Source organism: Microbaculum marinisediminis, from assembly GCF_025397915.1.
In the GTDB taxonomy this organism is placed as follows: domain Bacteria; phylum Pseudomonadota; class Alphaproteobacteria; order Rhizobiales; family Tepidamorphaceae; genus Microbaculum; species Microbaculum marinisediminis.
This window is the reverse complement of record NZ_JALIDZ010000008.1, coordinates 273,239-285,905: the sequence shown is the minus strand read 5'-3', so window position 1 is coordinate 285,905 and position 12,667 is coordinate 273,239. Positions and strand designations below refer to the sequence as shown.

At 65.3% G+C, this 12,667-nt stretch carries 10 protein-coding genes; 3 read left to right on the top strand and 7 right to left on the bottom strand.

What is annotated here, in order from left to right:
• Positions 1-30 precede the first annotated feature (30 nt).
• Both MUB46_RS18255 and MUB46_RS18250 read right to left on the bottom strand, forming a co-directional pair.
• Positions 31-1,104 carry an ABC transporter substrate-binding protein gene (locus tag MUB46_RS18255; protein WP_261617385.1) on the bottom strand — a complete coding sequence of 358 codons (1,074 nt, stop codon included), beginning with the start codon at positions 1,102-1,104 and terminating at the stop codon, positions 31-33.
• 43 nt (positions 1,105-1,147) lie between these two features.
• Positions 1,148-2,236, bottom strand: a complete 1,089-nt coding sequence (locus MUB46_RS18250; RefSeq protein WP_261617384.1) for an ABC transporter ATP-binding protein — start codon at positions 2,234-2,236, stop codon at positions 1,148-1,150.
• On the opposite strand from MUB46_RS18250, the gene MUB46_RS18245 reads away from it, so the two are divergent.
• Positions 2,199-3,110 carry a TetR/AcrR family transcriptional regulator gene (locus MUB46_RS18245; protein ID WP_261617383.1) on the top strand — a complete coding sequence of 304 codons (912 nt, stop codon included), beginning with the start codon at positions 2,199-2,201 and terminating at the stop codon, positions 3,108-3,110. The two genes, MUB46_RS18250 and MUB46_RS18245, sit on opposite strands and share 38 nt — an antisense overlap.
• Positions 3,111-3,264: 154 nt before the next feature.
• Positions 3,265-5,352 (top strand): ATP-dependent helicase, encoded by a 2,088-nt coding sequence (locus MUB46_RS18240; protein ID WP_261617382.1) that lies wholly within the window; start codon positions 3,265-3,267, stop codon positions 5,350-5,352.
• A 58-nt stretch (positions 5,353-5,410) separates the two neighbouring features.
• Here the strand turns inward: MUB46_RS18240 and MUB46_RS18235 are convergent, their stop codons facing one another.
• Complete coding sequence (locus MUB46_RS18235; protein WP_261617381.1) at positions 5,411-6,598, bottom strand: DUF5624 domain-containing protein; 1,188 nt, start codon at positions 6,596-6,598, stop codon at positions 5,411-5,413.
• A 111-nt stretch (positions 6,599-6,709) separates the two neighbouring features.
• Positions 6,710-7,741, bottom strand: a complete 1,032-nt coding sequence (locus MUB46_RS18230; RefSeq protein ID WP_261617380.1) for a ligand-gated ion channel — start codon at positions 7,739-7,741, stop codon at positions 6,710-6,712.
• 287 nt (positions 7,742-8,028) lie between these two features.
• On the opposite strand from MUB46_RS18230, the gene MUB46_RS18225 reads away from it, so the two are divergent.
• A complete protein-coding gene (locus tag MUB46_RS18225; RefSeq protein WP_261617379.1) occupies positions 8,029-8,721 on the top strand; it encodes a substrate-binding domain-containing protein in 693 nt (230 codons plus the stop codon).
• 56 nt (positions 8,722-8,777) lie between these two features.
• On the opposite strand, the gene MUB46_RS18220 is transcribed toward MUB46_RS18225, so the two are convergent.
• The 3 genes from MUB46_RS18220 to MUB46_RS18210 all read right to left on the bottom strand — a co-directional run bounded on the left by MUB46_RS18220 (position 8,778) and on the right by MUB46_RS18210 (position 12,620).
• On the bottom strand, positions 8,778-9,305 hold the full coding sequence (locus tag MUB46_RS18220; protein WP_261617378.1) for a hypothetical protein: 528 nt from the start codon (positions 9,303-9,305) through the stop codon (positions 8,778-8,780).
• A gap of 28 nt (positions 9,306-9,333) precedes the next feature.
• A complete protein-coding gene (locus tag MUB46_RS18215) occupies positions 9,334-11,475 on the bottom strand; it encodes a cation:dicarboxylate symporter family transporter (protein ID WP_261617377.1) in 2,142 nt (713 codons plus the stop codon).
• A gap of 113 nt (positions 11,476-11,588) precedes the next feature.
• Positions 11,589-12,620: a TAXI family TRAP transporter solute-binding subunit gene (locus MUB46_RS18210; protein ID WP_261617376.1), complete on the bottom strand. Its 1,032-nt coding sequence runs from the start codon at positions 12,618-12,620 to the stop codon at positions 11,589-11,591.
• Positions 12,621-12,667: the final 47 nt, after the last annotated feature.

The following is a 12,667-nucleotide window of genomic DNA, read 5'->3' as shown; positions in this document are numbered from 1 at the left end:
GGCGCGCACGGCGCGCCGCCGTCGGTTCGCTTACTGGAGCAGCCACTCGCTCCAGCGTTCCTGGATCTTGTCGATGTTGTCGGCCCAGAACTGCTCGTTGGCCTCGAACTGCATTTCGGCGTTCGCAGGGGACGTCGGCATGGTGGCGACGAGTTCGGCAGGCATGCCGTCGAAGAGGCCGGGCGAGAAGTTCGGGTAGGGCAGCACCTTCAGGTATTCCCGCTCGAGGTCGGCTCGGGTGGTGCGGATGGCGACGTACTTGTTTGCGGCTTCCTTGTTGACGGCGCCTTTCGGAATGCCGACGTGCGAGAGGTGCAGCGCACCGCCGTTCCAGACGATCTCCGCGGGAATTCCGGAGTCCTGAAGCTTGTTCACGCGTCCGTTGTAGGTTGTCGAGTAGAACACCTCTCCGTCGGACAGGAGCTGCACCGATTGGGCGCCGGATTCCCACCAGACCGGGATGTGCTCGCGGATCTCGTCAAGCTTGTCGAACGCGCGATCGAGCCCTTCCTCGGTGGACAGGACGTCGTAGAGGTCTGCCTTGCCGACACCGTCGGCGAGCAGGGCGAATTCGAGATTGTACTGCGGCCTGGCATTGAGCGACCGCGGCCCGGGGAATGTCTCGACGTCCCAGAAGTCCGCCCAGGACTCCATCTTCTTGCCTTCGGGGTTCTTGTCGAGGCGCTGCACGAGCACCGTCGAGTAGCTCGCCCCGACGACGCCGAATTCCTTGCGAGCGGCGGCCGGCAGCTTGTTGTCGGGATCGACGATGGAATAGTCGATCGGCTCGAGCAGACCCTTTCCGACTGCGATCGGGTAGTCGGAGGCGGAGATTTCCGAAACGTCCCAGACGGTCTTTCCGGCCTTCACCATCGCCTCGATCTCGGCGATGCGCTTGCCTTCGGCGGACACCTGCCTGGCGGTCCAGCCGGTCTCCTTCTCGAACGCCGGAATGAAGATCTCGGCGGTGGCTTCGGCCACGACGCCCCCGGACCCGCTGATGACGAGAGTCTTTTCCTGCGCATGGGCAGGAAGCGTGAACGCGGCCAAGCCCAGGGCTAGGCCCAGGCCCCCGCGTGAAATTCGGCCAAGTCGGATACTCATTGTCTTCTCCCTTTTTCGTTTGACGGTCCGGGCGGACCGCCGGTCAGTCCTGTTCGGGTGCGCTCTCCCCCGTGACGACGAGCGCGTCCTCGAACCGGAATCCGATTGCGACGTCAGCACCGCGGCTCAGCATCGGTGCGTCGGGTCCCCTGTGTTCCTGGAAAAAGATGCGGACACCGTTGGCGGTGGCCGCCTCGTACTGAACGATGTCGCCGAGAAAGAGCGTTTCCTCGATGCGTACCGGGAAGGCGTGCGCGTTGGCCGTTCCCGGCTCCATCCGATGGAGCTTCTCGGGACGGATGCTGATCCGCGCCGGTGTCGCGGAGATCCTGGCGATCGCACCGGCGGGCAATGCGCCGCCGGTCTCCTCGACCCGCAGATCGTCCCCGGCGCCGGGCGTCAGCGTGAGGATGTTGGTCTTGCCTATGAACTCGGCGACGTAGCGGCTTTGCGGGAAGTCATAAATCCGTTCCGGCGTGTCGACCTGCGCGATGTGGCCGCCGCCCATCACGACGATCCGGTCCGAGAGCACAAGCGCCTCGCCCTGGTCGTGGGTGACGAACACGATCGTGCAGCCAAGCTGGGCGTGATAGCGCTTGATCTCGAGCTGCATCGCTTCGCGCAGCTTGAGATCGAGAGCGCCGAGCGGTTCGTCCATCAGCAGGACCGGCGGTTCGAACACGACGGCGCGGGCGAAGGCGACGCGCTGGCGCTGGCCGCCCGACAATTCCCTGGGCATGCGGCCGCCGAGCTCGGAGAGCCGCACCATCTCCAGGCTCTGCTCGACCTTTCGGCGGATCTCCGCCGCCGGCGCCTTGCGCAGGCGCAGCGGGAACGCGACGTTCTCGTAGACCGTCATGTGCGGGAACAGCGAATAGCTCTGGAACACCATGCCGAGCTGGCGCTTCTCGGGCGGCAGCGCGGCAACGGACTGCCCGGCGATCAGCACGTCGCCGCTGGTGGCATCGGTGAAGCCGGCGAGGACGTTCAGGGCCGTACTCTTGCCCGATCCGCTTGGCCCGAGGAAGGTGACGAACTCGCCGGGGGCTATATCGAGATCGAAGTCCGACAGAGCCGTCACCGAGCCGTATTGCTTGCTGACATTGCGAAAGCTGACTGCGGCACCGGCCATTCAATCCATTCCCCCATTTGTGTCGGCCCGGCTCTTAACGGCGGCGGTTTATGACACTAGCGTCATATATGACATTGATGTCAATTACGGACCGTGTCAAGTTGGTGTGATGAACAACGATGCCGATTCTCAGTCATTCCATCTCGCGACGGTTCTGGCCGAGCGCGTGAAGGCGGCTGCCCGCGCGCCGAAGCGCACACGGACTCGCCTGGGCTTGCTTGCCGCGACGGCCGCCGAGATGGAGATCGCCGGCTATCACGGTCTGACGACCAACGGGATCGTCGACCGGGCGGGGCTCGCGCGCGGCACGTTCTACCTCTATTTCGCCAACCGCGCCGAGGCGGCCTTTGCCGTCATCCGCGCCTTCAATGCCCTGATGCGTCGCAAGCGCCCGCGGGGAGGCAAGGCCCTCCCGCCATTCGACGCGATCTACCGGATGAATCTCTTCTACGTGGACTGTTACTGGCGCAACGCGGTCCTGCTCGCCGGGAAGGAAGCGCTGATGCGGGACAAGCCGGAGATGGCCCGCGAACGCGACTTCCTGAACCATCGTTGGGCGCGCGCGATCCTCCGCGATCTCGTCCAGCGAACCGGCGCGAGCGGTTCGGTTGGAAACGATCCGTCCGCCGTGCTCGCTGTCCGCATCGTCATCGCGATGGCGGATGAAATTCTCCGCGAGGCCTATATCTACAGGACCCCGCTTCTGGAGCCCCTGACCAGGGATCGCGATCAGTTCGCCAGGGTTCTGAGTTTCGTCTGGTATCGCGCGGTGTTCGGGTGCGACCCCAAGGGAGTCGAGGCGCCGCTTCCGAGCATCGCGAACTTGTTCGAGACGGTGTCCTCCGCGGGGTACTCGGCAGCGCCGCGGCGCTAGGTCGACCTACAGTGTGGGCTTTGTAGTCCGGCGTCTTGACGCAAACGGCGGTCAAGCTGCCCGCTGCCTCGCAGGCCCGGGCGATCCGTTCGAACCGGCGCCGCCCATGCGAAGGCAATTGCGGAAACCCGCCGGCCCGTGCTTGCTGGCAAGCATGTCACCGGCAAGTGATTCGGCCCCGATCGCGCACATCGACTATCTGGATGGATTGAATCCGGATCAGCGTCGTGCGGTCGAGCACGGACAGGACGCCTCCGCGATCCCGGGGCCATTGCTGGTTATCGCCGGTGCGGGCTCGGGCAAGACCAACACCCTGGCCCACCGCGTGGCGCACCTTCTGGTCCGCGGCACCGATCCGCGCCGGATCCTGCTGATGACCTTCACCCGCCGCGCCGCCGCCGAGATGACGCGCCGTGCCGAGGCGATCGCCGCGAAGGCCCTGGGAGCGAACGCCGCAGCGCTTGCCGGCGGCCTCGAGTGGGCCGGCACCTTCCATGGCGTCGGCGCCAGGCTGCTGCGCGAGTACGCCCACACCATTGGGCTCGACCCGGCCTTCACCATCCACGACCGCAGCGACTCCGCCGACCTGATGAACCTGGTCCGCCACGAGATGGGGTTTTCCAGGACCGAGAAGCGGTTTCCGGCGAAGGCGACCTGCCTCGCGATCTACTCGCGCACCGTCAACGCCAAGGCGGGACTCGACGAGATCGTCGTGCGGTATTTTCCCTGGTGCGCCTCGTGGCAGGAGGAGCTGCAGGCTCTGTTCGCCGCCTATGTCGAGGCCAAGCAGGCGCAGGGCGTTCTCGACTACGACGACCTGCTGTTGTGGTGGGCGCAGATGATGACCGTGCCGGAGCTGGCCGCCGACATCGGCGCGCGCTTCGACCACGTGCTTGTCGACGAGTACCAGGACACGAACGGCCTGCAGGCATCGATCCTGCTCGCGCTGAAGCCCGAGGGCAGCGGCCTCACGGTCGTCGGCGACGATGCCCAGTCGATCTATTCGTTCCGATCCGCGGACGTGCGCAACATCCTCGACTTTCCGGGTCACTTCACCCCGCCCGCGCGCCTGGTGACGCTCGAGCAGAACTACCGCTCGACCCGACCGATCCTCGCCGCCGCCAATGCCGTGATCGATCTTGCCGAAGAGCGCTTCACAAAGAATCTCTGGTCGCAACGCGGCAGTGGCGACCGCCCGTCGATCGTCTGCGTTCGCGACGAGACCGACCAGGCCCGTTTCGTGGTGGAGCGGATCCTGGAAAACCGGGAGAGCGGAACGCTACTCAAGTCACAGGCGGTCCTGTTCCGTGCGTCGCATCACAGCGGGCCCCTCGAGGTCGAATTGACCAGCCGCAATATCCCGTTCGTGAAGTTCGGCGGGCTGAAGTTTCTCGAAGCCGCGCATATCAAGGATGTGCTCTCGGTGCTGCGCTTCGCCGAGAACCCGCGTGACCGTATCGCCGGCTTCAGGGTGCTGCAGCTGATACCCGGCATCGGCCCGGCGAACGCATCCCGAATCCTGGAAGACATGGCGAGCGGCGTCGGAACCTTGCCGGCGGAACCGCCGCTGCGGGTTTCTCCCGAGGACTGGCGGCCCTTCGTCGACCTGATGGGCGGGCTTCGGGCCGGGCGTGTCGCATGGCCTGCCGACCTGGAGGAGGCGCGGCGCTGGTATCAACCCCATCTGGATCGGCTCTACGAGGACGCAAGCGTCCGGATGACCGACCTGGTCCAGCTCCAGCAGATCGCCACCGGCTATCCCTCGCGCGAGCGCTTCCTCACCGAACTGACGCTTGATCCGCCGCAGGCGACAAGTGACCTGGCCGATGCGCCGATGCTGGACGAGGACTACCTGATACTCTCGACAATCCATTCGGCGAAGGGGCAGGAATGGAAGTCCGTCTTCGTGCTCAATACCGTCGACGGATGCATTCCCTCCGACCTGGGTGTCGGATCCAAGGACGAGACCGAAGAGGAACGACGGCTGCTCTACGTAGCCATGACGCGCGCGCGCGACAGCCTCGACCTGATCGTACCGCAGCGGTTCTACACGTCCGGTCAGTCCGGGCGCGGCGATCGCCACGTCTACGCCGGCCGCACGCGGTTCATCCCCGATACGATCCTCGAGCACTTCACCATGACGGCATGGCCGGTCGCGGAGGAGACCGGCGGGACGAATTCGCCGATAACCAAGCCGATCGATATCGGCGAACGCATGCGGTCCATGTGGGCGCAGCGGTAGAACCGGGCGCGTGTGCAGCCAACCAGGCGACATCTTCGCTCAGCACGGTAGCCGTGCATCAGCCGCGTGGATCGTGTTTCCCGGGATAGGCAATGTTGGATAGACCCGGGATCTCGACCAATTCCGGGCGGCAATCGTGTTCGCACAGCCTGTCGATCACATAGTCGGCGACGCAGTTCGATATCAGTTGCCTCGGATCCTCGAGAACGAACCGCAGTCGACTGACGAAGGCGAACATGTCCAAAGGCGACGTGACCGGCGGCAGCTCGCTCACGGTTTCGGTCGCGCGATTAATCGCTGCGCCCGCGCGCGGCGTGAACGCGTAACGCGGATAGGTCTCGAACATGCGCGAGGCGAGCCGGACGTTCGCATATGTGTTGTACCAGATCGTCCGATAGTGCTGTTCGATGTCGTGCCATGGGTCGTCGCCGCCATCGCTCGCGGGAGCGAGATCGGGTGCGTGCGGCACGATGTAGAGCCTTTCGGAGGGAAGCCGCCCCTCGCTCGCACGCGACAGCAGGTGGCACATGTTGTTGCTCGACCAGGTCAATCCGGCGGTCGGACGTCCGGACTGCCCGACGATCAGGACCTTGAGCTGTTCCCAAGGCAGCGCCTGCGCGCGGAGCCACTGGATCATCCGGGTACTGATGTCTAGGGCGGTCAGGCAGAACGTCGCGATCATCACGTGGTTGAACGGGACGGGGGGCGCGCCGGATGCGGTCGCCTCGAGATAGTGGTCGCGCAGGTGGTCGAAGGTGAACGGTGACCGGTCGGCCAACGCCGTTTGCAGATAGTCCGATGTCATCGTGCAGGCATAATCGACGAGATCCACGATTTCGGTTTCGAAGCCTGCCCACGCGTCGACCGCTAAGGTGTCGCGCCAGAGCGCAAGCGTGTTCGCCTCCTTCACGACACGCAGCTGATCGGCAAGTCGCCGCGCATCGGCCCGCCATGTCGCGCTTTCGGGATCGAGTTCTCGCATCCGGACCAGCGCCGCGACGGCGGGACCGAGATGCGATATCGCGGCCATTTCCACGAACCCGCGGGTGCTCAGCCGGAAGCTCTCGACGACAGGAGGGTGATTGTCGCCGGAGAAGACAGCGATATCGGTGCCGGATACGACAAGGAGCTCGCCCGGTACATTGCCGATCTCGGCTGCCTGGGTGAGATGGCTGCCAATGCTGTCGCTGTCGGCCGTGTAGGTCTTGAAGAGCTGCACGAATTCGGGCGACTGCGTGACGGCCACGGTGGTTCCCTCCTCGATCCGGTCCAGGCGATGCCGCTTCGATAGTGCCGTGCATCGATCCGCGTTGTCACGCGAATACGCGGTGCGGCGTCGCACCGCCGCGCCTGGCGCTTAGATCAGGATGAACGTCCATATGGCGACGAGGGCGGTCGGAAAGAGCCAGCGACAGACGTGGTCGAGCCTCAGCGCGCTCTCCGTCTTTCCCTTGACGATCAGAACCGACGTCATTGTCGCCTCGACCAGGGATCCGAACACCAGGATCGTCGAGCCCAGGATCAACTGATCCAGAAGCGTGAAGTAACTGAGTTTCGGCAGCATGCTCGTCATCGCGAACTGGAAGGCGATCAGCGTCAGCATCGAGGTCGCGGCGAGCCCGATCTGCGGCCCGAAGCGCTCCGGCTCGATCCAGAAAACGGCAAAGGACATAAGGACGATCAGCAGCAACGGCAGCATGACCTTCCAGACGAAATACTGCCCGTTCCGGCTCGCGAGGATGTCGACGTAGAGCACGGAATAGGTGGTGTTGAACTCCGGAACAATTTCTTCGGCCACCGTCGTTTCGACGCCGTTGATCGACCAGTCGGGGATGTTCAGCAGCGCCGCCAGCCCGCCGAACTGTGGGTCCAGCCGGATCTGGACCCGGTCGGCCGGGTACTCCAGCATCGCGATCCTGATCCGCATCCGGTGGCTGTCGAAGGGAAAGTCGCGAAGGTTGTGGTAGGTCGCTACCGAGCCGAAGAAGCGCTGGTAGTACTCGACGTTGCCACTTGACTGAATATGGACTTGGTCGGCTCCGAACTCGCCGCGTGAGCGCCGGAGCTGGTTCGAGTTCAGAACGTCGGTCACGGGAAACCAGACCAGCGACCGGTGTAGCCGACATCCGCCAAGCCTCGCGAGGCGGGGGTCTCGCCAGGTTTTCCGGAGTATGAAGTCGCCTTCGAGAGACTGCCCCACGTCGTCGATCGCGGTGACGTCGGCGACCAGTATTCCGACCGTGATCACGATCGGTGCGCCCGCCCCGTCGGGCGCCATATCGGGATGATAGTCGGCTGGAAGGGCGCAGTTCTGCGCTTGCGCGGCCGCCAGGGGAAGCGCGGCGATAAAGACAAGCGTGAACAGACCGAAGGCGAGGATCCGGTTCAACGTCCCCTCCGGATTTCAGCCATCGCAACGCAACGCGTAGCCGAGAGCCAGATTCCGCACGGCTAGTTGGCGGCACCGCCGGACGATTTTCAAGTGCGATCTATGGCGCGGACGGATCTTCCGTTCGGTCGCTAATGGTTACGATTGCGCTCGAATCCGCTCCGATCAGCCGCCTATGCATTGATTTACGTGCGATGGCGACCGGCCTACGATCAGCCGACGCCGGTAGCAACCGAATTGCCGGCGAGGGGGCTCGGTTCCATAGGCTTCCGGGGGAAAGAACGCGGATGGCGAACGGGCTGCGCATCTTCGTGCCGGTGGCGATCCAGGCACTCATGGACCGTCTCAGGCCGCGCCTGGAGGCGACGGCGGGGCAGGCGCTGACACCGCTCGTCGACCTGAACCCTGTGATCCCCGAACGGATCGCCGCTGGAGAGGCATTCGATATCGGCCTGACCAATCCGCCCTATGTGGAGGCGCTGGTGGCGGCTGGCCGCGTCGACGGCGCGAGCCATCGGCCCTTCGGCCGGGTGCCGCTCGCCATTGGTCGCAGGGCTGGCACGGGCGAGTCGGTCCCGACCGGCGTGGCGGAGATCGCGGCGTTGCTCAGCGGTGCGGACAGCATCGGCTATACCGGCGCAGGGACGAGCGGGCGGACCTATCTCAACGTCATGGCGCGGCTCGGCCTGTCGGAGACGCTGGCGCCGCGCGGCCGGCCGATGGGGGCAGGCGAGCCGGTGGCCTCGGTCGTGGTGGGCGACACCGAACTCGCCGTGGCGCCGCTGACCACGATCCTGTCGAGCCCGGGCATCGGCGTCGCCGCCATCTTTCCGGACGCGCTCGGCGCGCACATCGACATGTCCGTCTTCCTGAGCCCCATGCCCGGGGCAGGCGCGGCCGCGGTTCTGGAGCGTCTGACAGGACCGGAACTCGATGCCGAGCTCGCGGCGGCAGGGGTGGTTCGGTTTGCGTTCGACTGACGGGAGATCGGACGACCCCTGGCGGCGCGCGCACGGAGTCGGGGGTGTCCGGGCCGCTATTTCTCGGGTGCGGTCAGGCGCTGGCCCTCGAAGCTGAAGGTCTCCAGGACCTCTCCGGGGTCGGATATCGGGTCGGCTGCTTCCAGGTCACCGGCCTCGGAGAACCGCAGCGAAATCGTGCCCGAGATTGCACCGTTCGTCGTATCCAGGCTTCCCTGATAGTCGACCCGGCCGAAGTTCGATCCGGCGCTTCCAGGCGGCGTCGTGAAGTTCAAGGAGGTCGCGGAGAAGGCGATGCCTCCAGCCTCGCCGGCACCGCACGACCATGCGCCCTGGCCGGCGGAGAACGGGTCGTAGACGCCGGTCTGGCCGCCCTGCCGGGAATCCGTCACCAGCAGGCTTCCCCCAGGCGCGAAGGTGACGATGCCGCGTGAGGCGAACACCCCTTCGATATCGGTGATCGTCGTCACGTAGGTCCCGGGCAGCAATCGGCAGTCGATCGGCTCCGCGGCGGCGGGCAGGGCCGCCGATGCGGCTGCGGCCAGTGTTACGGCGGACAATAGCATCCGGCTCAGGTGCTGCATTCGCGTGTCCTCCCCGCTCGCTCGGCTTTCAGTCGGTCCATTGCAGGACGTCGCGAACGACGCTCCAGCGCGGCATGGTCGGCTTCGCCCCCCTGCCGAGGATCCAGTACTCGTAAAGCCGGCGAAGCGTTCCATCGTTTCGCTTGAGTTGCAACCATGTCCCGATATCCGCGGCGATCTGCGTGTCGGCCCGGGCGAACAGGATCGCGATCGATGCGGATGTCTCGTCGTCGCGGGGGTCGATGACGGCGAATTCGGGATGGATCAGCGTCCAGGCGGATCCGCCCTCGGCCGTCGTCACCAACGCGTCCATGCGCTCCGGCGGTCCCTCGAAGAACTGGCTTTCGGACCACAATTCGACGATGCGCGCCTCTGGCAGGATCTGCCGGATATAGTAGCCGAAGTAGCTGCCTGTCTTGATCCCGAGCACAAGGCCGTCGCCGGCGCCCAGCGCCGCCATGCTGGCGAAATCGCCGCGCTCGTGGTCCGCGCTCACGAAGGCCAGGTTCACGTTCAGGTAGGGCTGGCTGTAGGTTGCATCCTCATAGACCCCGACATTCACCGGGATACCCGACACGGCGACGTCGAAGTGATCCTCGCGGAGCTGATCGACCAGCGTCAGGGCATTGATGGGCACGAACTCCAGTTCGAGACCCAGGTCCCGGGCCAGGCGATGGGCGAGATCGATGTCGTGGCCGACAAGGTCGCCGCGCGCGTTGTAGTACGAGAATGGCAGGTTGTCGGGGTCGAAGCCGATGCGGATGCGACGGCGGCGCTCGATGCGTTCCATCGGCGATTCGCCGGCAAGCAGGGCGTCGGTGTTCGGCCCGCTGACGGGCAGGATCGTGAACGGGCTGCGCTCCTGCATCAGGTTCATCTGGGCGATGACGTTCTCCCGGCTGAGGAAATCATCGAAGAGCCGGCTCAGGGTCAGATGGGTTGCCCCGACGGTTACGACCGTTGCCGCCAGACAAAGCACCGCCGTCCCCGCGATCCCGGCGCGTCTGAACACCAGGAGGCCGCTCATGGCGCAGGTCGTCAGCGACGTGAAGGCCAGCAGATGCGCCGCGCCGAGCATGTCGCTGAGCGGCCCGGCGACCGCGCTCGACATCAGGAACAGCCGGAAGATGTCGGCGGGAATCTCCTGCAGGTCCAGGAGGAACGGGATCGTGACCGTCACCTTGCCGAAGCTCAGGAAGAGGCCCGACGTCGCGAACGGTATGTAGTCGGCGGCGTCCATCGGCCGGCCGTAGAACCAGGCGGCAAAGGGTATGAAGATCAGCGTCACGATCTTGCCGAGATGGGGAAACGGGTAGGCAAGCGGAATGACGAGGTCGGCGGCGTGTTCGAGCTCCTGGCGGCTCGGCCGGGCGCCCGATGATCCCAGACGGTCCACCAGTCGCTTCTGGCTCTCCACCAGCAACGGGATCACGGCGAAAACGCTTCCGATCGCGAGCGCGGTGATCAGTACGTTGCCCTGCGTCGCGATGATATCGCCGTAGCGGAACGGCGTGACGGCCGAGACGATCAGCGGAAGCAGCACGAAGACAAGCAGGACCACCGCCGCGCCATAGATCACGAAATAGGCCTGAAGCCGGCCGAACTCCTCCAGCGTGATGGTCCCCGCCGCGCTGGCCGCGATCGCGAACACGCCGATCGGGCTCAGTCGGGTCACGTAGTTGCTGACGCGCCCCAGCGTGTCATTCAGCGTCTTGAACAGGGCGACGATCTCGGTCTTGTTCGGCGACTGCATCAGCGCGAAGCCGACGAGAATGCAGAACACCACGACGGCGGGGACGAAATTCTCCGACAGGGACCGGAACGGGTTCGATGGAACGAATATCTCCACGAAATCGAACTCGCGCGGCGGCGCGATCAGGCTGGTGCTGAAGAACGATCCCGAGGGCAGTACGGGCAACGCGCTGGCCAGCAGGGCAAGGGTCGCAAATCCGACGCCCCAGAGCACGAACAGGACCGCGAAGCTGATCAGCGCGAGCCTCTTGCTCTGGTCGATGGTCAGGCTGCCGATATTGCCGATGACCGAGCAGATGATGAACGGAAGCACCGTCATCTGCAGGAGGCCGACATAGACATCGCCCACCACGCGAAGCGGGGAGGCGATCTCGCCGAGAAAGATGCCGGTGCCGATGCCGAGCAGGAGCGCCAGCAAGATGCGTTGGAAGGGCGAGAGCGGCGCGCCGGTCCGCGGTGTCTCTCGCGATTGCGATCGTGCAGGCGCTGTCGGGCGTTGGTCCACCGGCGCCTCGCTTCAGGGTCTGGTCGTCATCGCCAGCCGCGCTCCGTGAAATAGGCCATCGCGCCGTCGTGGACGGGCGCGCCAAGACCTTCGGTGGCCATTTCGCGCGGTTGCAGCGATTCAAGAGACGGGTGGGCCGAACGCAGCAGCGGCAATTCCTCGAAGACTGCGGCCACGACATCGCGCACGACGTCGGCCGGCACCGCCTCCCGCGTCACGAGCCCGGCCCGTACGCCGACCGAGGGCGTCGGGTCGTGGATCCCCGGATAGACATTCGCGGGAATGACGATTTCGGTCAGGTCGGCGGTACCTGCCAGCCAGTCCTCGATCTCCGGCCCCTGCAGCGGCAACAGTCGGGCCCCGCAGCGGTTCGTCGCGTCGAGGACGCTTGGGGTCGGAACGGCGCTCACCGTAACGAAGGCGTCCAGCCGACCCGAGCACAGGGCGTCGGCGTCCAGCTCCATGGAAAACGTCTCGGCCATCGTTCCCTCGTCCAGCGACGCGCCGTAGGCTTCGACCAGTTCGTTGGTGAGCAAGCGGGTGCCCGACCCGCGATTGCCGGAATTTATGTGCCGTTCGGACAGGTCCTGCACGCGTTCGATGTCGGAGCCTCGTGGCAGCACGACCTGGAGAATTTCGGGTTGAAGCGAGAGAACCGACCGCAGGTCCGGAACGCTCTTCACGCGCTGGGGATCGATCCCTTCAACCGCGGCACGCTGATCGTTGGCCTGCACGATGGCGAAGGTGAACGCGCCGGACGCGACCTGCCGGACGTTAAAGACGGATCCTCCCGACGGCCCGGCGCGGCAAATGGTGACGATCCTGTCGCCTCTGTCGGCACGCCGTTTCGCCGCCCGGTTGACGGCCTCGCAGATCGCCTGGCCGGCGGCGTAGTAGACACCGGACGGGGAGCCGGTGCCCAACGTGATGAAACGGTGCTGGACCTGATCGCCGGCCGGGCGCGCAGGCGCGACCACCGGCACGGACAAACATGACAGTACAAGTGCGATGCAGGTGCGGAAGGGAGATGCCTGACCGAAGGATCCGTGACGTCTCATCCGGTGCGACATGTGGCGGCTCACCCGCGCGGCCGATGTCCGCCGAG